This is a genomic window from Chengkuizengella sp. SCS-71B, assembly GCF_040100845.1.
Taxonomy (GTDB): Bacteria; Bacillota; Bacilli; order Paenibacillales; family KCTC-33759; genus Chengkuizengella.
The window spans coordinates 3,342,875-3,366,726 of sequence record NZ_JAZHSH010000001.1 but is presented as its reverse complement, the minus strand read 5'-3'; the positions used below and the strand labels follow the sequence as shown (position 1 = coordinate 3,366,726).

Genomic DNA, 23,852 nt, shown 5'->3' with positions numbered 1-23,852 from the left:
AAGTCGCTTCCACTGTAAAAATAATTCTTTTTTTAACGATTACATATTGATTTGATTCAAAAGATCCAAAGTTAATATTCCAGAAAGGATGATCCGGTGATGCCTACGACACATTTTAAATATAGATATTATGATAAGAAGAAGAAAGGTATAATCAAATATGCTTTTCATAGAAATGTGACTGATGACCAAAAAAAAATTTGGAATGGTGCTATTAATGCATGGGAAGATTCGCTAAATTTATTGGAATTTAATGGTTTAAAATTTGAAAAAGTTAAAATTACAAAGGCAAATTTGATTCTAAATGTAGAAAATTCCAAAATAGAGGGTACTTTTTTTACTGAAACTCAAGTCGAATATGATGATTATAAAATTAAAGAAAGTTATGCTTCTTTTTTCTTTGATGAAGATACAGAAGAAGAGCGACTAATTCTAGTTGCAATGCAAGCCATAGGACATGCAATGGGTTTAGATTCCAGTAATACTAGATCAGTTATGTATCCAGTAGCATATTCAGCAGGAAATGAATTTGAATTATCTAAACCAACATATGAAGATCTTAAAGCTGTTGTGGAATTATATTCAGCTAAACCAGGGGAATCAGGGGGTATTGGTGGTCGTAATGGGATTCAATATTCACATCTAAAGTACAAAGACGATACTCAAAATTATTACACTCCTGATATCTTTGACGCTGCTGATGTCGCATTCACAGGGAAAGTAATAGAGAAGCCGCACATTCGCAAAGATGATGATAATCATTGGATGGGTTATAGAATAAGAGTAGATCAAAAATTCAAAGGGAAATTAGCTGATCCGCATGAGGTAGAGATTCATCAATCTGGCAGTGACGAAGGCGGAGATATTTCTACCGATAATAACCTGAGATATTTACAAACAGGAGATACTATCATATTTATGGGTAATTATAGAGACAACGGTACATTATCTGCTGTGAATGAAGGGGATGGTTTGTTTGTGCAACATCAGGTTTCAGATCGATACAGCAGCTCTCTAAAGAACAGCCCGCTTTCAAAAATCCATTTCACGTTCGAGCAGCTTGTTCCGAAGTTATATCTATAGTAATGAAGCATATTATATAGCGACTTTTATAAAACCATAGGTGAATTTTTGCCTATGGTTTTCATATCCTAAGATTCTAAGTGTTGGGTAAAACCCCGCTGAAAGTGAATGAACTTTGTGATATGATTAGAAGAATAGAAACATATGTACTTAACTAAATGAGGCAGGGAATTTACCTTTGTCATAAGGACATCTCCGAATGGTGACAGATAGGGAATTTTCTTATATATAATGGGTTCTTGAGGGGGAGAGAAGGATGAGTGAGTTAGAAAACAGACAAAAAATTTTAGAAAAAATAAAACATAAACTTTCACTGCTTCCTGACCAACCTGGATGTTATTTAATGAAAAATGGTAATGGAGATATTATTTATATAGGGAAAGCAAAGGTTTTAAAAAATAGAGTCAGATCATATTTTTCAGGAAGTCATGATGCAAAGACCCAAAAACTAGTGAGTCTAATTGAAGACTTTGAATATATTGTTACTTCAAGTAATAAAGAAGCACTTATTTTGGAATGTAATTTAATTAAAGAACATCATCCACGCTACAATGTTATTTTAAAGGATGACAAAACGTATCCGTATATTAAAATTACGAACGATACGCATCCAAGATTAGAGGTCACAAGAAAAGTCTTAAAAGATAAAGGTAAATATTTTGGTCCTTACCCTAGTGCATTTGCTGCACAGCAAACAAAAAAGTTGTTGGATCGTTTATATCCTTTACGAAAATGTAAAACGATACCTGACAAAGTTTGTTTATACTATCATTTAGGGCAATGTGTAGCACCATGTGAATATAAAGTAGATCAGAAACAATATGAAGAAATGGTTCATGAAATAACCAAGTTTTTAAATGGTGGACACGAACAAATCAAGGTTGAATTAATAAAACAAATGCACGATGCAGCAGAACAACTTCAATTTGAAAAAGCCAAGGAATATAGAGATCAGATTAAGCACATTGAAGTATTAATGGAACAACAAAAAATTACAATGAAAGATAATATAGATCGAGATGTATTCGGATTTGCAGTTGACAAAGGTTGGATGTGTGTACAAATTTTATATGTAAGGCAAGGAAAAATGATTGAGCGCCATGCTTCCAGGTTCCCATATTATGGCGAGGCTTATGAGGACTTCATTTCTTTTATAACTCAATACTATAGCGATAACCCTGCTTTACCCAAGGAGATCGTTTTGCCTAATCGCACTGAAACAGAAATGAATGCTGAGGAAGAAGATAGTATCAAAGAAGATTTACAATCATGGTTAAAAGTAAAAGTGCATTTACCTAAACGTGGGTTGAAAAAGCAGGCAGTCCTAATGGCAAATGATAATGCAAAAATTGCATTAGAAGAAAAATTTAAATTGATTGAGAGAGATGAAGAAAGAACAACTAAAGCTGTGGAAAATTTAGGGAAATGGCTAGGTACCGAACCAATTCATCGTATTGAAGCTTTTGATAATTCTAATATTCAGGGTGCGAATCCTGTATCCGCAATGGTTGTTTTTGTAGATGGTAAACCTGAGCGTAAAGAATATCGTAAATATAAAATTAAAACAGTAAAAGGACCAGATGATTACGGGTCTATGCGAGAAGTTGTTAGAAGAAGATACGAAAGGGTTTTAAAAGAAAACATACCATTACCCGATTTAATCATAGTTGACGGAGGAAAAGGACAAATATCAGCAGCGATTGAAATTTTAGAGGATGAGTTAGGATTATTTATTCCTGTTTGTGGTTTGGTGAAAGATGAAAAACATAAAACGGCTCAGCTTATGGTTGGAAATCCACCAGAAATCATTCCTATTCCACGCGATCAGCAAGAATTTTATTTACTGCAAAGAATTCAAGAAGAAGTGCACCGATTTGCAATTACATTCCATAGACAATCTAGAAGTAAATCGATGGTTGCATCACAGCTTGATTCCATTCCTGGCGTCGGGGAAAAAAGAAGGAAGAAATTATTAAAACACTTCGGATCATTAAAAAAAATCCGAGAGGCATCTTTAGAAGATTTCAAACCCCTCGGAATTGGAGATAAACTAGCTGGTGAGATTATGACATCTCTTCGGGAGGATCAGAATAGTTCCTCTTAAATCTTTGATGGAACTTAAACATAAAATAAGCAATAATAGCTGGTAACACCATATAAAATAATGATAATAATGCGTATTTAGTAAAATCAAAGTATATAAGCTGAAGTGAAAATAAAATACTGTCCACAATAGCATGAGCAAAAACAGCTGCCATGAATCCGAATTTTAAAAATATATAACCAAATATAAGACCTATAATAGTGACTTCTATGAAACGAGTGTATGCGGGGTAAATTGGATATGCCATGTGTCCAATTGCCCAGACCATGCTTGTTAAAATGATAGACACTATCGTACTTCTAAAAATTTTTTTGAATAATGGAATTCCAAACCAGCGATAAATTATTTCCTCGGAAATGGCGGCTGCCCATGCGATGAGTGGCATTAAACCAGGCATCAATAAGTTATATGGTGAGAAAGTAACGTCACTTACTGACCATACATCAAAAAAAGTTTCTCCGATGAAATAAAATATACTTTGAACTGCTAATATAATGAAAGCAAATAAATACCCATACCCCATTGCTTTTATTACATGGTTACCGTATTCTGGATTTTTTCTATTTGGCCAAAGTTTTTCACTTCTATTTTTCCAGAGGCCATCAGCTGAAACGGATGTAAAATAAATAATAACACTTAGTAAGGCATAAATAATAATGGATACAACCATCATTATTATCGCTATACGATTACTTTCTTCTGGAAACATCGCTAGATTGACAGGATACATATTAATATTGGTGATCGTGTAAATAGCAAGAAATGCTAGTGTAAGTAAGATCCCTTTGCTGAAAGAAATATGTTTTCTTAAAACTATGGAGATGATCAAAGCAATAATTCCAAATATAACATTGAATACAATCATTAAAACAGACATTATTGTAGCTTGTCTGTCTTGCTTTTCCATCCAACTTACAAAGGATTCTGGAATAGAGAAGGTTTTATTAAACGAAATTACTTGATCTGCTTCGACCACTGTATGCAGCTGTAATTTTGCTTCTGCTACACCTTGCTCATAACTTTCAAACACATAGTTGTTCATTTCGTTTTCATCTTGAGGCAATAAGTAAAAATTGTTGATGTTATATCCTTGTTCGATTAAAAATAATTCTGCGATCTCCTGCTGCTCCATTTTATCAGTATTTATATTTCCATTCATTGTTTTCCATCCAAGCACATTCCCACTTGTCATATGTACATCAACTAAGTATTTTTGTGTGGCATCATTCACTTGAATTTGAAAGTAATCAATAGGGCTTGAGTCTCCAAACTGCTTTTTATAATCTGAAACGAGATCATTTTTTTGCAGATATCCACCCAACTGTTTATGAGTTTGAAACGTAAGAAGTGTTTCTGCTTGATTTACATCTACATTAAAATGATCAACTAAAAACTGCAAGGCACTTTCTTCAGCTTGTTCTTTACTGATTGTTTTTTCATTATTAAGAAGTACTTCATCATTGTTTTCAGATGGTAAAATATTCATAAATAGAAAGATGAGAAAACTGATTAATGCAATAATAACAACATTACGAGTAGAATGACTTTGTTCCATATACTTAATCTCCTTTTCAGTCAACTGAATTTTAGAATATCATATTTTTCTAATAATTTCTTCTATTTTACATTTCAAAGTTTTGTTAAATATTGCATTTTTACTTTTTGAATCCAATTTTGAGTTGTAGGATCAAGTGAATCCCAATTTTTATAAATTAACGAGGTTGTTCTCATTGTTTGCTTTAATTCTTCTAAATTGACAACCATAAGGTTGTTATCTTCAAGTAAACTTTCACGCAAATAAGAGTGTGGCAATAATGTTGCAGCTCTGAGAGTTGAAACTAAACGTAAAATAGCTTCAAATGAATCAATTTCCATTTTGATTTCTGGATATACTTTATAATGATGAAATAACTCTTCCATTAATATGCGATATAAAGTACCTTTAGAAAATAGAATCATAGGTAAATTATTTAAATCTTCTGTATTGATCAATTTTTGCTTTGACAATTCGTGTTCTTTTGGAATGACAAGCTTTAAATAATCATCAAATAAAGGTTCACAATGGATGTCCTTATCTTCCACTTTGGAAGCAACTAATCCAAAATCCACTCTATCCTTTTTCACCAGTGTTAAGATTTCGTGTGTTTTTCCTGTAATTGCTTTAATATCCGTTTCAGGTGAATCCTTTGTTATGAGTTGTATCAGATCAGGTAAAGTAGATTGCAGCGTAGTTAAACTGGCTCCGATTGTAATGCTTTTTTTAGTCCCATTTTTATAATCTAATACTGCTTTTTGAAATTTTTTATCTAATTCAACCATTTCAAGGGCATACTCATAAGTAATGAATCCTATTGGAGTGAGTTTGAGACGATTGCCTTTTCTGTTAAATAAAGAAACACCCAATTGTTCTTCAAACTTACTAATTTTTCTAGATAATGCGGGTTGGGAAATATTTAATTTTTTGGCTGCCTGATTAAGACTAGCTTCCTCAACTACGGCTGAGAACATATGCATGATTTCCATAGAATCATTCCTTTATGCAGTTTTGTTATAATTAATTATAAAATAAATGCACTTCCATTATAAGCTATAAAGTTGTAATATAATAATTGTGTCTAATTATTTACGATAACATGAATAAAAATTGAAATGGTAGAAACTAAATTATTTATGGCGACGCAGGATGAAAGGAGAACACTGGAACATGAAATTAAATTCATTCTATTCTCGTAAGTTACATTCCCTCTTGGGTGTGATTCCACTGGGACTTTTCTTAGTAGAACATATGCTTACGAATTATGAAGCTTTTAGTGCTGGCAAGGAAGGGTTTATTGAGCAGGTATTATGGCTGAACGGTTTACCTTTAGTTTTATTTCTTGAAATTTTTGGGATTTGGCTTCCGTTATTGTATCACGGTGTTTATGGCTTGTATATCGCATTCCAAGCTAAACATAACGTGAACAATTATGGATATATTCGTAATCATATGTTTATGTGGCAAAGAATTACGGGTGTAATTACTTTGATTTTCGTAGTATGGCATTTTTCACAAACTAGATTGCAAGTAGCTTTGGGTAACATTGGTCACGAAGATCTTGGATCTCATATGTATCATGAAATTGTTTCAAATCCTTTATATTTTGGATTGTATATCGTAGGGATCATTTCAGCTTCATTCCACTTCAGTAATGGAATGTGGTCTTTCCTAGTTAGCTGGGGAATTACAGTAGGACCTAGAGCGCAAAGAGTGTCTTCCTACATTTGGATGGGTGTATTTGTTATTTTATCCGTATTATTTATCCTTGCTTTAACAGCTTTTACAGATGAATCCTTTGCTTTATCAACATTAGAATCAATTCAGATACAAATCGGTTAAGAGGGAGTGAACAAGAGTGGCAAATTCTAAAATTATCGTAGTAGGTGGGGGATTAGCAGGCCTAATGGCAACCATTAAAGCAGCGGAAGCTGGAGTTCATGTAGACCTCTTATCCTTTGTACCAGTAAAAAGATCACACTCCGTTTGCGCACAGGGTGGCATTAATGGAGCAGTGAATACAAAAGGGGAGGGCGATTCTCCTTGGGAACATTTTGATGATTCTATTTATGGCGGTGACTTTTTAGCGAACCAACCACCAGTTAAAGCAATGTGTGATGCAGCGCCAGGAATCATTCATTTAATGGATCGAATGGGTGTTATGTTTAACCGTACTCCGGAAGGGTTGCTTGATTTCCGTAGATTTGGAGGAACAAAACATCATCGAACTGCTTTTGCTGGTGCAACAACAGGTCAACAATTATTATATGCATTAGATGAGCAGGTTCGTAGATATGAAACCGCTGGTTTAGTTACAAAATATGAACATTGGGAATTTATTTCTGCCGTGATAGATGATAGCGGTGTATGCCGTGGAGTATCAGCTCAAAACTTACGCACCATGGAAATCACTACTTTTGTTGCAGATGCAGTTATACTAGCAACAGGCGGCCCGGGAATTATTTTTGGTAAATCTACAAACTCTGTTATTAATACAGGAACAGCGGCAAGTGCCGTATATCAGCAAGGTGTAAATTATGCAAATGGTGAGTTTATTCAGATACATCCAACAGCGATACCTGGGGATGATAAACTTAGATTAATGTCTGAGTCTGCACGTGGTGAGGGCGGTAGAGTTTGGACTTATAAAGATGGGAAACCATGGTATTTCTTAGAGGAGAAGTATCCAGCATACGGTAACTTAGTGCCGAGGGATATTGCTACAAGAGAAATTTTCGATGTTTGTGTGAATCAGAAGTTAGGTGTAAACGGTGAAAACATGGTTTACTTAGATTTATCTCACAAAGATCCTAAGGAATTAGATGTGAAACTAGGTGGAATTATTGAAATTTATGAGAAGTTTATGGGGGACGATCCTCGTAAAATTCCTATGAAAATTTTCCCTGCCGTACATTATTCTATGGGGGGACTATGGGTAGATTATAATCAAATGACGAACATCCCTGGTTTGTTTGCAGCAGGAGAAGTAGATTATCAATACCACGGTGGAAATCGCTTAGGAGCTAACTCTTTATTATCCTCAATCTTCGGGGGGATGGTAGCCGGACCTAAAGCCATTGAATATATAAAAGGTTTGGATAAATTTGCAGAAGATGTATCATCTAAGGTATTTGAAGCAGAGAACAAGAAACAAACGCAAAAATACGAAGATATTTTAAAAATGGATGGTACGGAAAATGCTTACAAGCTTCATAAAGAATTAGGAGAATGGATGACAAACAATGTCACTGTTGTTCGATATAATAAAAAACTCCAAGAAACAGATGATAAAATAGTAGAGCTAATGGAACGATATAAAAACATTAACATTAACGATACTGCTGGATGGAGCAATCAAGGTGCTTCCTTTACTCGTCAACTATGGAACATGTTTGAGCTTGCTCGTGTTATTACTATAGGAGCATTAAAGAGGGATGAAAGTCGTGGAGCTCATTATAAACCAGAATTTCCTGAACGTAATGATGAGAAATTCATGAAAACTACAAAAGCTTCCTTTACTCCTAATGGACCAAGTATCGATTATGAAGAAGTAGATGCTTCATTAATTGAACCTCGTTTACGTGACTATTCTTCAGATAAGAAGAAAGGAGCCGCTAAAAAATGAGTACAGAAACACAGAATAAATCAATAAAGTTTATAGTAACTCGTCAAAAAGATCAAGAGTCAAAACCTTATAAAGAGGAATTTGAAATTCCATATCGTCCAAACATGAATGTAATTGGTGCGTTAATGGAAGTACAAAGAAATCCCGTTAATATTAAGGGTGAAAAAACAACACCTGTTACTTGGGAATCCAATTGTTTGGAGGAAGTTTGTGGTGCTTGCTCTATGGTTATTAATGGGAAACCTCGACAAGCATGTACGGCACTAGTGGACAAATTAGAGCAACCGATCAGAATTGAACCGATGTCTACATTCCCTGTTGTAAGAGATGTTGTCATTGATCGTGGACGTATGTTTGATTCTCTTAAACGAGTAAAGGCTTGGATTCCAATTGATGGAACATATGATTTAGGTCCAGGACCTCGTATGGCTGAATCCAAACGTCAATGGGCTTATGAGTTATCGAAGTGTATGACATGTGGGGTTTGTTTGGAAGCATGTCCAAATGTAAGTGAAAAAACAAACTTTATGGGACCAGCTCCTTTATCTCAAGTTCGTTTGTTCAATGCTCATCCTACAGGTGAAATGAATCAAGAAGAACGTTTAGATACGATTATGCAAGATGGTGGACTTGAAGGTTGTGGAAATTCACAAAACTGTGTGATGTCCTGTCCTAAGGGAATTCCATTAACAACTTCCATTGCTGCATTGAATAAAGATACGACAAAACAATTATTCAAGAAATGGCTTGGAATGTAACTGGATTTTGAATCAGCAAAAACCCGACCTTAAGTCGGGTTTCTTTTTATAGAGGTGTTTTAAATGGAAACTATTGAGCAATTAGAAAAGATGTTAGAAGAAGTTGAAATATGGGAAAAACAACAAGACGATTTGTGGTTTTGGGAGAAGATTGGAAGAATTCCATTTTTAATATTAGATAAGATTACACCGAAATTTATTCACAAAAAAATAAATCTAATATTAGAAGAACTAGTAAGTTATATTGATAATGGTGGAAAATATTTAACAAATCAAAAGAAAGTGCTAAAAAGATTTTCTAAATACAATATAAATATGGATGTTAATGAATTAAGTGATATCAATACTAAGATACCAATTCATATAATGGATCATGTTTCACAAGAAATTAGGAAATCACATAAAGATATTGCTGTAGTTCAAGGTGCCACTACAGGTTTTGGAGGAATTTTTACATTAGCAATAGATATTCCTGCAATTTTAGGCTTATCGTTAAAAACATTACAGGATATAGCGATTTCATATGGTTATGATCCAAGGAATAAGGATGAACGAATTTTTATTATAAAGTGTTTACAATTTGCTTCTTCTGATATCGTTGGTAAAAAAGCAATATTAAATGACTTAAAAAATTTTAATAATAGAGATAAAGAAAAAGAAGCTCTTTCTCAAATTCAAGGTTGGAGAGAAGTTATTGCGGTATATAGAGATAATTTTGGTTGGAAAAAATTATTTCAGATGATACCAATAGCAGGAATGTTATTCGGTGCGTTTATAAATAAACAATCCATCGATGATGTTTCAGAAGTTGGAATGATGTTATATAAAAAAAGAAAAGTAATTGAAAGATTAACAGATCATCAAGATGACAATTAATGATCTATAGTGTTCAAGAAACATAACAATTTATCGCCACATTATTATTAATCTAAAGTTTTTCCTTCAAAAGGGTTTCCGTTTTTAGGTTCAACTAATGTTGCAACTTGTTGAATGAATTTTTTTATCTTTTCATCTTTAAGGTGATAGGATACTTCAAGACCCTTTCTTTCCCCTGCAATAATACCTGCTGCTCTAAGTTTTTGTAAATGTGTTGAAACTGATGATTGGGGTATGTTCATACAATTCTCCATGAAAGAAACATTACATTGCTCCTTTTTCAGTAAGCCGATGACAATACACAATCTAACGGGGTGGCCGATTACTTTTAACATATCGGCTGTTTCTTGATATGGTTTAAATTCCACTCTTTTTCATCCTTTTAATAATATTTTTATATTTAGATATTACGATGTGACTGATAAGAAGTAAAGCTTTATCCTATGATTTTTAGCGTTAAGATGCCCGCCTCTATTGGTGTTTTCGTATAATTTCTTAAGAATTTCTTCATTTTATTTAATGAGAATATTAAGAATTGACCATTATACTTAGTAAGAGACTAGGAATGGGGTGTGATTGTGAATGAGTATACAATTTTAGTAACGGATGATGAAGAGGAGATTAGGGATGGGATTGAAATTTATCTAAAAAATGAAGGTTATCAAGTGCTAAAAGCAGCCAACGGAGTTGAAACGATTAAATTGTTAGAACACCATGATGTACATTTAATTATTTTGGATATCATGATGCCTGAAATGGATGGAATCCAAACGACCTTTAAAATACGTGAGAAATATAATATTCCAATTATTGTGCTTAGTGCAAAAGCTGAAGATTCAGATAAAATCCATGGTTTATCAATAGGTGCTGATGATTATATTACAAAGCCATTTCATCCGATGGAATTGGTAGCAAGAGTGAAATCACAAATGCGCAGGTATGTTCAACTAGGGACATACAATGAGCAACAATCAACTGAGGTAAATGGTTTAGTTCTTGACCGAGAGGCAAAGGAAGTTAAGGTGGATGGTAAGTCAATTAAACTAACCCCAATTGAGTATAAGATTACTGAACTATTATTGCTTAATGCAGGGCGTGTTTTTTCCATTAATGAAATTTATGAACGTGTTTGGCAAGAACAAGCATATAACGCTGAAAATATCGTAGCTGTCCATATTAGAAAAATAAGAGAGAAAATAGAAGAGAATCCTAAAAATCCTCGTTATGTAAAGGTTGTATGGGGTATAGGGTATAAGATCGAAAAATAATACTAATTGATAAATTCACTACTTATGAGAAGAGATATATTGAATGGGTTAAAAGGGAGGTGTTTCATAAATATGCGAAGTAACTTTTTTAAAACATTCAGTTGGTGTTTATTATTAAGTTTAGTGTTAATATCTATGCACATAACTTTTGATAATGCTGATCGTTTTATAGGTTCAAAGGATTATTTTGATAGTGAAGAATTTAAATATTCCTATAATAACTTCTTAGATTATTTAGGTTTAATGGAATTGGATGCATTTGATCTTGAAAATATAACCATTAATCAATCTCATATAGAGGATTATAGAAATCGTTATGGTAGTTTAAGTGATGAATTATCAGTGATTGAAACCGAATATAATGTACGTATTTCAGAGGCACAAAATTTTGGTAATACAGAAGTTATTGATGCACTGAAAGCAGAACGAAACCTTAAAATACATGACATTAAGAAAATTTTTAAAGATGATGTTTATGTAGAGGAAAAAATAAGAACAGAATTAAAAGAAGCTATTAACTCATATTTAGAACAATTGCAGTTTGGAAATAATTTTTATCAGCTAGAATACAACGTTTTTAGTTATGAATTAAATAATACAGAAACTGGAGAAAAATTTTCTAGGGGAGATTTGTCAGAGAACGTAGTATTTTCTATGAATTATAACGATAAAAATGGGTTTTTAAAGTTACCAATAACATTGCACAATATATCACCAATGCTTGATCAGTTATTGGATGGTAGCTCCGCTATGTATGAGGGAAAAATCATGATTCCAGCTTCTAAAACACACTTAATTCCTGCTCACCAGTCATTTAATATAGAAAGAAACATAACTTTATCATCAATAGTTATAGGTATAATTGCTTTAATCACTATTTTATTTATATTTAAGTTTCGAAAATCATGGTTTCGAGATGGATTTATGATACGTCTTTTTGATAAATGGCCGTTGGAAATATGCCTTTTACTATTAATTGTAAATGTGGTAATTTTAACTGTCTTTTTAATTATACTAAAGCAAGAATACTCTAATTTTTTTTACGGCAATTTTTCAATTCCTTTAGATATTCTTTCTCTTATGATTGTAGTTTTTTCTATATGGTTCGGGATTTGTCAATTGATTTGGATATATGAAATGGTTAGAGATAGAGACGGTTTGATTTCAAAAATAAAAAACAGTTTGATTGCTAAGTTTTTGTATACAATTCAAGATGTATTTGCAAAAACTTCTATTGGAATACAAGTATTGTTAACCTTAATTTTAATATTTGTCTGGGGCTCATTGACAACGGCTATAATACAGTTTGCATTTTATTCTAATATTGCTTTTATGTATGTTTTATTTATTCTTTTCATTGGGATACCTTTAGTAACGTTAATATTTAGAAAAATTGGTTATTTGAATTGGGTATTTATTGCAACAGAACGTTTAGTTGATGGTACTTTACATGACCCTGTACCTGAAAAAGGAAAGTCAGTAATAGCAAAACATGCAGCAAATTTGAATAAGCTTAGAGCTGGAATCAAGTCTTCATTAACAGAACAGGCTAAGAGTGAACGATTAAAAACAGAGTTGATTACAAATGTTAGTCACGATTTGAGAACACCGCTTACGTCAATTATCACATATACAGATTTATTGAAAAATCATGAGTTGACGGAAGAAGAGAGAGTAGAATATGTGAAAATATTGGAACGCAAGTCCAATCGATTAAAAATATTGATTGAGGATTTGTTTGAAGTATCAAAGATGGCTAGTGGGAATTTAGAACTGCATAAACAAGAGGTAGATTTGGCACAATTATTACAACAAGTGTTAGGTGAACATCAAGAACAACTTGAACAATCAGGGCTAGAACTCAAAGTAACAATACCAGAAACACCTGTTATTGCAAATGTGGATGGACAAAGATGGTGGCGCGTGTTAGATAATCTAATCGTTAATGCTATGAAATATTCACTTAAAGGGTCGAGAGTATATGTTGCATTAAAGCATGAGAATGGACAAGCAGAATTTGTAATAAAAAATGTAACTAAATATGAGCTTGGAGAAAATATTAATGAATTGCTTGAACGATTTAAACGAGCAGATAAGTCACGCCATACAGAAGGATCTGGGTTAGGGCTTGCTATCGCTCAATCCATTGTTGATTTGCATGGAGGTATGCTCAAGATAGAGTTAGATGGCGATTTATTTAAAGTAACAGTTCAAATTGCAACTTCTTAAAAATAGGTACTAAAATAAATTAGTACTTACTTATAAAACCTACGTATGATAACATGAGTCTAAATTAAATTTCTTTAAAAAAATGATCTCGTCTATTATTTATACAAATTACATCAGAGAAAATAACCTTAAAGGGTTAGTATCAACAAGCTGATGAGGTTCAACCATTGTGTTTCATTTACAGAATTATAGTATGTTATTTAATGGAATGATTCATTACTTGACGATATTGGCTTAAAAAGGACGATTATCAATGAAAAAAAGGTTTAGAGATATAAAATATCACTTTATTCGATTGTTTCGATTAAAAGGCGGGGCTAAACAAATTTCTCTTGGATTTTCATTAGGACTTATTCCATGTTGGTTTCCTACGTTTGGAATCGGTCCTATATTATCTATTGCTATAGCAAAAATATTTAAGGCAAATATGGTTGCAACACTCATAGCAGCATCATTAGGATCTTTTATTTGGCCATTATTATTTATCGGGAATTATCAAATAGGAGAATTGCTATTTTTTCGTTTAGAGCATATGGATGTCTTAACGATGACATATGATTTTATGATAGGGGCAGTAATTAACAGTATTTTAAGCAGTATTATATTGTATTTTGTATTATATTATATTTTCAAGAGATACCGTATTCCCATTTTGAAAAAAATGAAGAACAAGAAAAATTGTAACTAAAAAATTTAAACGTAATGAACATAAAGGTTCTAAATCATGTCACTTATAAAAAGTTGAAAAGAACGGTACCAAAAATAATATCCCGTAATCAAATTGATACGGGCTTTTTTCCTATTATTAAATTATTTAAAAATATCAAGTTTTAAGCATCCTCAGATTTTATAAAAATGTAAAATAAACTTTACGTAAAGCAAACTTTACTTTTAGCAAAAATAAGAGAGGTGATGAATTGAAGAACAAAGTGGTTGAGTATAGAAAGAAATTTGATCTTTTTCTGAAGGGTATTTATTTGGAATTATAATAAACCCCTTATTTATCTAATTTTAATGATAAATAAGGGTCTATATTATTAATTTACTTTCCTATTTACTTAAATGTTAAATTGTTATATATCTCTACGCATCGCTTTCAGTACATCTATTGTTGTTGCTTTTTTCGCAGGTCGCCACCCTGAAAATATAGCTACTAATAAACTAATTGAGACTGAAGTGGCAACTAATGAGATTGGGATATAAGTCAACATTATATTTTGATTGTCTACTCCTTCATTGCCACTAAGAGTTCCAATAAGTATTGGTGTTGCAAAATTAATAACAAAACTTGTTGCATAAGCAAATACAGTACCAATAAATGCACCTATCAGACCAATATAACTGCTTTCAATTAGGAAGATTTGTTTTATTGTGGAAGGATGTGCTCCAATTGCTTTCATAATGCCAATATCTTGCGTACGCTCTGTAACTGCCATTGTCATCGTGTTATAGATACCGATAGAAGCAATAATTAAGGCAATGGTTCCAACAAATATCAAGCCAATTTTTATAACAAGAAACAGAGTATTGATTTGTCCCAGTTCACTTGTAACAGAATAGTTCCCATAACCAAGCTCATTCAATTTTTCAGTTACATCACTCACATTTTCTAAATGATTTGTATATATTTTTACGTCGTCATAAGTTTTTTCATTATCTATATTTAAGTTTTTAAGATCTCCGTCGTTACTTTGTTCTGAATTAAGAAAAAGTTTCATTGTAAAATCTTCAATTTCATTTAGTAAGGGTTCGGAAATAATTGCAAATTGTTCTTTGACATTAGGAGGTGGTTGTTTAGTTATTCCTACTATTTTTACAGGAAACGATTTATATTGTTTCATTCCTTCATTATCATAATATATCACTTGAAGATCTATGGTTTTACCAATCAAATCCTCTTCATAATATACAATTTCATTCTCTTTTTGGCTTCCTTCAGTTAAAATTTCATTAAAGTGATAAGCTATTATAATTTCATCATTAGATTCAGGCATTCTTCCATCACTTAATTCTAATCCAGCTTCTATTTCAGATGGGAAGTCAGTGGCATAAACCCAAGGCCAATTTGCTTCATATCCATCTAATTTGAACATCACTTCTTGATGTAAATTATTTCGTTTAGTCACTGTTTTGACATGCTCAATCTGTTTTAATATCTCTATATCTTCATCATTCAGTTGTTCAAAGTCTTTATCATGATATATAGATATTTCATTTGCTAGTCTCCCTTCAGTTAAGTCGGAAACTATAGACTTCTCTAGTCCAAAACCAACAGAAGCCAACAAGATTAAAAAGGCGCAACCGATGGCTGTTGCTAAAATTGTCATAAACACTCTCATCCGATTTTTTTTCATATTTTGTCTAACAAAACGAACTTTATCTTTGAATTTCATAATTTCTGCCTCCTTGTGTTTTGCCGTCTTTGATGGTAAACGTCCGATGTCCTATATTTGCAACCTGATCATCATGTGTAATGATTAAAAATGTTATATTATAATCTTGGTTCAATTTCTGAATAAAATTTAATAATTCCTGTTCGTTTTCACTGTCTAAACTTCCTGTAGGTTCATCAGCCAATATAATAGGTGGTTTTACAATTAAAGCTCTTGCTATGCTTATTCGTTGCTGTTGTCCTCCAGATAATTCATTTGGATAAAATGAGGCATGCTCTGCTAAACCAACCATTTCAAGCATGTCCAACGTTTGTTTTTTCCTAGCAACTTCACTAGCCCCTTTTATAATTAATGGAAGTTCTACATTTTGATAGGCTGTCATACTAGGAATCAGTTGAAAACTTTGAAATATAAAACCCAGATGATTGATGCGGAATTTTGCCCAAGCTCCCTCACTAAATTCAGAGACATTTTGATTATTTATGAAAATATTGCCTTCAGTAGGTCGAATATATCCACTGATTAAATTCAACAGGGTTGATTTTCCTGAACCACTCTTCCCTACAATTGTGACAATTTCTCCTTTATTCACTTCTAAATTAATATTCTCTAATACTGGGACAATCGTTTCTCTTTTCTTCTTCCCAATTTTAAATTGATGACTAAGATTTTCAACTTGAATCATGTTTAATCTCTCCTTCATATGATGTTTTTGATTTTATCAGCCTTGTATTTCAAATGATCATTGATACGCCCACTCATGTCTCACTTCCTTGTCTTCTCATCTGTTAGTAAGTGTAATAAACAATTCTTAACTTTCTAATAAGATAAAAATGAAGAAATTATTAAGAAATATATAATATAAAACAAGAATAAAAGAGATAATTGACTTGTGTGAAGTGATGGAGAGAACCAAAAAAGCTGCCGTCAATTGATATGACAACAGCTTACATCTTAAATGTTTACTATATATTGGTTTGATGAGCGGGAATTTAATTGTATGTTTTACTTTTCAGATTTTTTTTGCTGTAAAAATTCTTTACCATATTCACCATGGTCATGAATATTGGCATGTTCTACTTGAATGGTTGTATGTGTAATTCCATACTTTTCTTTTAATGATTCATTGATGGCGAGTATCACGCAAAATGGCTGTATTTGCTGATCTATGAATACATGAGCAGTTAATGAATAATGTTCTGTTGATACAGACCATAAGTGCAGTTCATGAACGTCTTCGACACCTTCTACTTGGCTAATGTCCTCACGAATTTCATCTAAATCAAATTTATGTGGTACAGATTCCATTAAAATTAAATAAGATTCACGGATTATTTTAGCTCCACCAGTAAAGATAATACCACCAATCACAAGACTAATTAAAGGATCAAAAAAAACTAATCCTGTAAAGTAAATCAAAATAGCGGAAATGATGACTCCTAGGGAACTTAGCAAGTCTCCTATAAAGTGCCATAAAGCACTTTGTACATTTAAATTTTCTTCCTCTTCAATGCTCCTGCTTAAAATAAAAGTTAAAATAGCATTTACTATAAAACCAATGATTGCAATGACAAGCATCAGTTTAAAATTAATAGGTTCTGGATTAATAAATCTTCGAATACCTTCTATAAAAATACCAATGGCAATTACAGCGAGCGCTAGTCCATTTAAAAAGGAAGCAATGATTTCAAAACGAAGGAATCCAAAGGTATACTTAGCATTTGGTGGTCTTGTGGCTAAGTATATCGCGGTCATACTTAAACTTAAAGCAAATACATCTGAAATCATATGTGCTGAGTCAGATAACAGAGCCAATGAATTAGACCATATCCCCCCAATGATTTCTACAATAGTAAAAAATATAGTAATGAATAAAGTGGCCCAAAGTGTTTTTTTAGATTTAGATTGTTCTTTTACGTGCGAGAGATGGTGGTAATCATACATAGAATATCATCTGCTTTCTAAATTGTTTCAGTTACATAACTATATCATAAGAAAAAAGTTAGGGGAATACTCATTCATAAGAACTTCTATCACTTGTGGCTTTGGTGTCGATTGAATTTAGGCTAATATATAGTGGAAATATTTTTATTTAATGAATATAATGACATAATTAATCTTTAATAATAATCATTAAAATAAGTTTTAGAAATGGATTAAAGTGCTGCTATCTCATGAGATGGCAGCCTTCGCCTTTTTATGGATGGAGGTTTGAAAAATGAATGCAGACTTAAAAATCTTAACTGAAAAAAAATTGCAAACGAATCAGGGTAAAATTGAATTCTTGTATGAATTATTAGTTCCTCATATTCAATTGTTAGCAGCTATTTTTAGTGGAGTTCTTATTGTATCTGGTTGGATATTATCAAATATGAATCTTTCTACTGTTGCTATAATTTTCTTTGTATTTTCTTATTTAATCGGTGGATATCAGAAAGCAAAGGATGGTATTTTGGATACTATTCAAAACCGAAGCTTAAATGTTGAAATGCTGATGATATTTGCAGCAATTGGGTCTGCGATCATTGGTTACTGGATAGAAGGTGCAATTTTAATTTTCATTTTTTCATTAAGTGGTGCACTTGAAACTTATACAATGAATAAAAGTAAAAAAGAAATTTCAGCACTTATGAAGATTCAACCCGAAGAAGCTTTAATAATAGAAGATGATGTTGAAGTTAAAGTCCATGTATCTAAATTAAAAATTGACGATGAAATTCTTGTCAAACCAGGAGAAAGGATACCTGCTGATGGTGTGATCATTAGAGGTCAATCAACAGTAGATCAATCTACAATAACGGGTGAGTCTATTCCCGTTCAGAAAAAGTTAAATGATCAGGTGTTTTCGGGAACAATGAATCTTATAGGGTCTATTTTTATTAAAGTGACTAAATTAAACAACGAAACACTCTTTCATAAAATTATACAGCTTGTGCAGTCTGCACAAAGTGAGAAATCACCATCTCAATTATTTATTGAAAAATTTGAAAGAACTTATGTGAAAGCAGTTATTGTTACTGTGGGTTTTATGTTATTTCTGCCCCATTATTTATTGGATTGGACATGGAATGAAACTATATATCGATCCATGATTTTATTGGTTGTTGCATCTCCTTGTGCACTTGTAGCTTCCATCACACCGGCTACTTTATCTGCAATATCAAATGGTGCAAAACTAGGTATCCTTTTTAAAGGGGGGGTCCATATTGAAGGACTTGCAAAAATAAAAGCTGTTGCATTAGATAAAACAGGAACCTTAACAAAAGGGCAGCCTGAATTAACAGACCTCATTGTTAGGGAAGGAATAGATCACGAAAATTTTTTGATCTATACTGCTTCCATTGAAAATCATTCCACCCACCCTCTTGCTCAAGCCATTGTGAATCATACTAAAATTGAACAAAAACTTCAATTAATACAACCCGATTTCATTGAAGATATACCAGGCCGAGGAGTTATAGGAAAAGTAAATGGCAAAGAATTCAGGATTGGAAATGCTGAGTTTGTTGGATTGGAAATTTCTGAATTCTTTTTAAAGAAGAGTGGAGACAAACTATGTAAAGAAGGTAAAACACTTGTATTTGTGGCAGATCAATATGGAATTGTAGGTGTCATAGCTTTAAAAGATCACTTAAGAGAGCAATCCAAAGAAGCGGTATTGCAATTGAAAAACCTAGGCATTTATACAATGATGTTAACTGGTGATGATGAAGAAACAGCAAAATTCATTTCAAAAGAGATGTCGGTTGATGGTCACATTTCAAAGTGTTTACCTGAAGATAAATTAAATCATGTAAGAAACTTAAAACAAAAACATGAAAATGTGGGTATGGTAGGGGACGGAATTAATGATGCTCCTGCACTAGCATCGGCTAATTTAGGGATAGCAATGGGGGGAGGCACAGATGTTGCTTTAGAAACAGCAGATATTATTCTAATGAAAGATGACCTTTCAAAACTCCCTAGAGCAATTCAATTATCAAAAAAAATGAACAAGATTATTAAGCAAAATATCATTTTTTATTAGTTGTTATTTTCATTCTCATTTGTACTAATTTTTTTCAAATAATAGATTTGCCATACGGGGTTATTGGGCATGAAGGTAGTACGATCTTAGTCATCCTTAATGGTTTACGTTTGTTGAAAATCAAAATAAAATCTTGAAACAATATCAGTCCTAAGTTCAGTTCAACTCAATAATAAAAGGAGCTTAGGACTGTGGTATCCTTTTAGCAGTGTATATTATAAAGCAACACTCATTTGTTGTTTTTGTTTGAAGTAGACCCAACTTTTAAAACCGATATCTTTTAATCTCTTTGCAACTAGGTCCCATTCATCTCCAACGCGATCTGGTACATGAGCATCTGAACCGAAGGTCACGTTTACTCCATAAAACAAAGCTTTTTCTAAAATATCGTCTGAAGGGTACCACCCTCCAACATCTTTTGTTTTACCAGAAGTATTAATTTCAATTGCAACTTCACACTCTGCAATAACTTTTAACGTTTCATCTATACTTTCTGTTTGAATGTTTGAAAATTCTGGATAATAACCCTTCATGGCATCAATGTGTCCTAAAACTTGAAACATTCCTGTTCGAGCAGACTGCTGGATAAGCTCATAGTAGTGATCCTTTTGTTCAATTTTCTCTTGATCACTTAAACTATGCCATCTTTTTTTATTAAAAATACTAACGCCTTTGACTCTATGGACTGAACCGATTAAATAATCTAAGTGGTATTTTTTATACTCTTTTTGATAAATGTGTGCGTATTCAGGAAAGAAATCAGATTCCACTCCTAGGAGTACCTCAATTTGACCATTATACTTTTCCTTTAATTTTAAGATTTCATTTACATAGTTAGGAAATTCACTTTTAGCCATGGCAATTCTAGGCTCAGCTTGATCTTTAGGGTGTGCAAAATAAGGTGAGTGATCTGAAATACCAATGATTTTTATGCCTTTTTCTATAGCTGCTTTAATGTAATCCTCTATAGAGCCATCTGCATGACCACATCGATTATGATGTGTGTGTAGGTCAAATTTCATTACTTCATCTACTCCGATCCTAAAAATTGTGACTCTGACATTCCTTTTAAATCATTTAGAAATTGTTGAAGGGCTGTGCTTAAATATCTGTCTGATTTATAAATGACACCAACTGGATGACTAACGGCTTCTAACTCATCTACTTGAATCATTTTTAAGGTACCCATTTTTAGTTCATTTGAAATTGAAGACTTAGAAATAATGGCGGCTCCTAAATTAATTTCAACCATCCTTTTGACTTCCTCACTACTTGTTAATTCCATAATGATTTGAGGTGTAATATTAAGTTTTTTAAAAATTTGATCCATAAACTTTCTACCTGCTGATCCCGGTGAAATCATAATAAAAGGTAAGTCTTTTAAAGACTCTGCTGATGTATGTCTATTATTAGCTAAAGGATGTTCAGGAGAAACAACTAACTCAAAAGTATCATAGTATAACACGGATGTTTCAAGAGTAGGTTTTTTTTCAAATAAATAAGTAATACCGATATCAATGAACCCGCTCTCTACACTTGAAATAACTTGCGATGAAGGCATAGAATGAATAGATGTTTTAATAAGCGGGAACTGATTTTGAAAATAGCTTAATACACGTGGTAAAACCTGCATAGCTATCGAAGTGGTTGTACCTAATTTAATATGCCCTTGTGGCGTTTCATTCATATCTGATAATTTTTGTTTTAATTCATCTACAATATTTAATATTTCAATCGCATGTTCTATAAAAAGGTGTCCATTGTCCGTTAAAGTGATAGGCTGATTGCGATCAATGAGTACTGTATGAAATTCATCTTCTAAGCTTTTGATTTGGGCTGAAACTGCGGGCTGCGTTAAGTTCAAAAAATCTCCAGCTTTTCTAAAACTTTTCATTTTTGAAAGAGCAATTAACGTATCTAATTGATTAATATTCAATATTTATCCCTCCTTTCTAATAGATAAAATTTATTATAGAAATAGAATGTAATAAAAAAGTTTATATGTTTTATTATAAGCAACCTGTGCAAGTGAAGCAAACCAATCCTTTGATTCATAAGGATTTTTTTACTTTTGACCTCAATAATTGTATAATTTAGTCGTTCTTTGTAAGAAATTCATGTACTTGATCATGTTATTTCGATATAATTAGCAAATAACGACAATATTTTTTCCAAATTAAGGAGTCTTTATGGATAAAAATTATATACATCCTTTTTTAGAATCAGCCAGTAACGTTCTTGAGCAAGTAGTTCGGGTTCGTCCAACGTCAGGTGAACTTGAAATCAAAGATGTGCAATATCTTGACCATCATATTTGGATTTTAATTGGTATGAGTGGGCAAATGAAAGGTGAAATACTATTTGGTTTGCCAGAGCAAGTGGCTCTTAAAATTGTTTCAGAAATGATGGGTGGATTTCAAGTAAATGAGTTGGATGATATTAGTCAAAGTGCAATTTCAGAACTAGGTAATATGATCAGTGGTAATGCTTCAACTTTATTGTATGATCGTGGTGTAACCGTAGATATTACCCCTCCTCAGATTATTCAATCTATTGAACATTTTGATACTCAGAAGGCATGGACCATTCCACTTAATATTAAGGAAGTTGGAGAGTTTAATATTCAAGTATTAACCAGTTAATTTGAAACTTTCTTTAGGATATGTTATCAGTACTACTCACATGATAATAGAAATAGGAGAGAGAAAGTGTGCTTAAAGATAAGGTTATAGTCATTACGGGTGCCTCAAGTGGAATTGGATCAGAGATGGCAATACATTTAAGTTCTCATGGAGCCATTCTCATCTTATTGGCTAGATCGATGGATCGTCTTAAGAAAGTGTCAAAGCAGCTGCAAAATCAACATGACCTTTACAAAGTTGATATCTCTTCAAGAGATCAGGTAGATGAAGTTATCTCCTCTGTTATAAAAAAATATGGGAAAATCGATATCTTTATTAATAATGCAGGTTATGCAATTTTTAAGGACTTTATGAATTTATCCATAGATGAGATTGAAGAAATGATGAGAACGAATTATTTGGGGACAGTATATTGTTGTAAAGCAGTTATACCTTCAATGTTAGAAAGACAATCAGGTCATATTATTAATGTGGCTTCATTGGCAGGAAAGGTAGGATCGGCAAAATCGTCTGCATATGCTGCAAGTAAACATGCTGTTTTAGGATTCACAAATAGTTTACGCCAGGAGTTATTTGATACCAATATTATTGTATCTACACTTAATTGTGGGCCAATTTATACACGTATGTTAGAAACAGCAGATGTATCGGGTGATTACAAAAAAAACTTACCAAGTTGGATTATATTAAAACCAAGAGCGGTAACTAAAGCAATAATCGATATCATCGTTAACAAACGACTGGAAAAAAACATTCCATTTATTGCGAATGTCGGTTCTAAATTATTGCAAATCATGCCGAGAACGTTAGAAAAGGTAACTGTTAAATTTACAAATAAAAAGTAAAGTGAAGTGATTTCACAAAAAAACCTCCAACCTATTCATTTTTTCGAATGGGATTGAAGGTCTATTTTGTTTCATTATTTGTTTACACACTGATTCACTTGATTCACAACTTCTTCTGCTGTTAATCCATCCGCATTGATAACAGAAGCTTGTGTTTGGGTATTCGCTATTCCCATCATATTCTGATCTTGTCCTGTTATGACACAGCACTGGCAACTTTGCATCGTGTTTTCTTCTAAGTTACATACTTCATGTCCTTCATTTTGCAGTGCTTGTTTAACATTGGATAAGTTATTTTCTACAGCTACTTTTGCCATGATTCTTCCCTCCGTTTATGTAAGTTTCCCCCACTGATGTAGTATCTTGTCGGGGTAGTATCCCTTTAAGTATTTTGAACCACGTTAAATAAAAATATTCTCTTTCGTAATTTTGATAAAAAAAACTACAGGTATTATAATAAAAAACATA

20 protein-coding genes and 1 pseudogene are annotated in these 23,852 nt (G+C 32.6%); 12 read left to right on the top strand and 9 right to left on the bottom strand.

Going from position 1 to position 23,852, the window contains the following annotated elements; all coding sequences use genetic code 11:
• Positions 1-99 precede the first annotated feature (99 nt).
• Positions 100-1,083 (top strand): matrixin family metalloprotease, encoded by a 984-nt coding sequence (locus VQL36_RS16400; protein ID WP_349250351.1) that lies wholly within the window; start codon positions 100-102, stop codon positions 1,081-1,083.
• 256 nt (positions 1,084-1,339) lie between these two features.
• Positions 1,340-3,187, top strand: coding sequence for an excinuclease ABC subunit UvrC (uvrC, locus tag VQL36_RS16395; RefSeq protein WP_349250350.1), 1,848 nt, complete (start codon positions 1,340-1,342; stop codon positions 3,185-3,187).
• Here the strand turns inward: uvrC and VQL36_RS16390 are convergent.
• Positions 3,147-4,742: a CPBP family intramembrane glutamic endopeptidase gene (locus tag VQL36_RS16390; protein WP_349250349.1), complete on the bottom strand. Its 1,596-nt coding sequence runs from the start codon at positions 4,740-4,742 to the stop codon at positions 3,147-3,149. The genes uvrC and VQL36_RS16390 overlap by 41 nt on opposite strands.
• A gap of 74 nt (positions 4,743-4,816) precedes the next feature.
• Positions 4,817-5,710, bottom strand: coding sequence for a LysR family transcriptional regulator (locus VQL36_RS16385; protein WP_349250348.1), 894 nt, complete (start codon positions 5,708-5,710; stop codon positions 4,817-4,819).
• Positions 5,711-5,891: 181 nt separating this feature from the next.
• Between VQL36_RS16385 and VQL36_RS16380 the strand changes: the two genes are divergently transcribed.
• The 4 genes from VQL36_RS16380 (at position 5,892) to VQL36_RS16365 (ending at position 9,980) form a co-directional block, all read left to right on the top strand.
• Positions 5,892-6,563 carry a succinate dehydrogenase cytochrome b558 subunit gene (locus VQL36_RS16380; protein WP_349250347.1) on the top strand — a complete coding sequence of 224 codons (672 nt, stop codon included), beginning with the start codon at positions 5,892-5,894 and terminating at the stop codon, positions 6,561-6,563.
• Positions 6,564-6,579: 16 nt separating this feature from the next.
• Complete coding sequence (sdhA, locus tag VQL36_RS16375; protein ID WP_349250346.1) at positions 6,580-8,346, top strand: succinate dehydrogenase flavoprotein subunit; 1,767 nt, start codon at positions 6,580-6,582, stop codon at positions 8,344-8,346.
• The gene (gene sdhB / locus VQL36_RS16370; protein ID WP_349250345.1) at positions 8,343-9,104 is read left to right on the top strand and encodes a succinate dehydrogenase iron-sulfur subunit; all 762 of its coding nucleotides are present in this window, start codon (positions 8,343-8,345) and stop codon (positions 9,102-9,104) included. The genes sdhA and sdhB overlap by 4 nt, the downstream gene beginning before the upstream one ends.
• A 63-nt stretch (positions 9,105-9,167) precedes the next feature.
• A complete protein-coding gene (locus tag VQL36_RS16365) occupies positions 9,168-9,980 on the top strand; it encodes an EcsC family protein (protein WP_349250344.1) in 813 nt (270 codons plus the stop codon).
• Between the two features lie 47 nt (positions 9,981-10,027).
• Here VQL36_RS16365 and VQL36_RS16360 read toward each other — a convergent pair whose 3' ends face one another.
• On the bottom strand, positions 10,028-10,348 hold the full coding sequence (locus VQL36_RS16360; RefSeq protein WP_349250343.1) for a metalloregulator ArsR/SmtB family transcription factor: 321 nt from the start codon (positions 10,346-10,348) through the stop codon (positions 10,028-10,030).
• Between the two features lie 210 nt (positions 10,349-10,558).
• On the opposite strand from VQL36_RS16360, the gene VQL36_RS16355 reads away from it, so the two are divergent.
• From VQL36_RS16355 to VQL36_RS16345, 3 genes are all read left to right on the top strand, one after another.
• A complete protein-coding gene (locus tag VQL36_RS16355) occupies positions 10,559-11,248 on the top strand; it encodes a response regulator transcription factor (protein ID WP_349250342.1) in 690 nt (229 codons plus the stop codon).
• A 135-nt stretch (positions 11,249-11,383) separates the two neighbouring features.
• Positions 11,384-13,477 carry a histidine kinase dimerization/phospho-acceptor domain-containing protein gene (locus tag VQL36_RS16350; RefSeq protein WP_349250341.1) on the top strand — a complete coding sequence of 698 codons (2,094 nt, stop codon included), beginning with the start codon at positions 11,384-11,386 and terminating at the stop codon, positions 13,475-13,477.
• A gap of 253 nt (positions 13,478-13,730) precedes the next feature.
• Positions 13,731-14,165 (top strand): DUF2062 domain-containing protein, encoded by a 435-nt coding sequence (locus tag VQL36_RS16345; RefSeq protein ID WP_349250340.1) that lies wholly within the window; start codon positions 13,731-13,733, stop codon positions 14,163-14,165.
• 385 nt (positions 14,166-14,550) lie between these two features.
• On the opposite strand, the gene VQL36_RS16340 is transcribed toward VQL36_RS16345, so the two are convergent.
• The 3 genes from VQL36_RS16340 to VQL36_RS16330 all read right to left on the bottom strand — a co-directional run bounded on the left by VQL36_RS16340 (position 14,551) and on the right by VQL36_RS16330 (position 17,814).
• Complete coding sequence (locus tag VQL36_RS16340; RefSeq protein ID WP_349250339.1) at positions 14,551-15,870, bottom strand: ABC transporter permease; 1,320 nt, start codon at positions 15,868-15,870, stop codon at positions 14,551-14,553.
• Positions 15,854-16,555, bottom strand: a complete 702-nt coding sequence (locus VQL36_RS16335) for an ABC transporter ATP-binding protein (RefSeq protein ID WP_349250338.1) — start codon at positions 16,553-16,555, stop codon at positions 15,854-15,856. The genes VQL36_RS16340 and VQL36_RS16335 overlap by 17 nt, the downstream gene beginning before the upstream one ends.
• A 320-nt stretch (positions 16,556-16,875) precedes the next feature.
• Positions 16,876-17,814, bottom strand: a complete 939-nt coding sequence (locus VQL36_RS16330; protein ID WP_349250337.1) for a cation diffusion facilitator family transporter — start codon at positions 17,812-17,814, stop codon at positions 16,876-16,878.
• A gap of 274 nt (positions 17,815-18,088) precedes the next feature.
• Here VQL36_RS16330 and VQL36_RS16325 point away from each other — a divergent pair.
• A pseudogene (locus VQL36_RS16325) lies at positions 18,089-20,034 on the top strand (heavy metal translocating P-type ATPase).
• A 78-nt stretch (positions 20,035-20,112) separates the two neighbouring features.
• Here the strand turns inward: VQL36_RS16325 and VQL36_RS16320 are convergent.
• Together VQL36_RS16320 and VQL36_RS16315 are read right to left on the bottom strand one after the other, a co-directional pair.
• Positions 20,113-20,919 (bottom strand): histidinol-phosphatase, encoded by an 807-nt coding sequence (locus tag VQL36_RS16320; protein ID WP_349250336.1) that lies wholly within the window; start codon positions 20,917-20,919, stop codon positions 20,113-20,115.
• 8 nt (positions 20,920-20,927) lie between these two features.
• A complete protein-coding gene (locus VQL36_RS16315; RefSeq protein ID WP_349250335.1) occupies positions 20,928-21,833 on the bottom strand; it encodes a LysR family transcriptional regulator in 906 nt (301 codons plus the stop codon).
• A 253-nt stretch (positions 21,834-22,086) separates the two neighbouring features.
• On the opposite strand from VQL36_RS16315, the gene VQL36_RS16310 reads away from it, so the two are divergent.
• Together VQL36_RS16310 and VQL36_RS16305 are read left to right on the top strand one after the other, a co-directional pair.
• Positions 22,087-22,539 (top strand): chemotaxis protein CheX, encoded by a 453-nt coding sequence (locus tag VQL36_RS16310; protein ID WP_349250334.1) that lies wholly within the window; start codon positions 22,087-22,089, stop codon positions 22,537-22,539.
• Positions 22,540-22,607: 68 nt separating this feature from the next.
• Positions 22,608-23,384, top strand: coding sequence for an SDR family NAD(P)-dependent oxidoreductase (locus VQL36_RS16305; protein WP_349250333.1), 777 nt, complete (start codon positions 22,608-22,610; stop codon positions 23,382-23,384).
• 74 nt (positions 23,385-23,458) lie between these two features.
• Here the strand turns inward: VQL36_RS16305 and VQL36_RS16300 are convergent, their stop codons facing one another.
• On the bottom strand, positions 23,459-23,701 hold the full coding sequence (locus VQL36_RS16300; RefSeq protein WP_349250332.1) for a YkuS family protein: 243 nt from the start codon (positions 23,699-23,701) through the stop codon (positions 23,459-23,461).
• Positions 23,702-23,852: the final 151 nt, after the last annotated feature.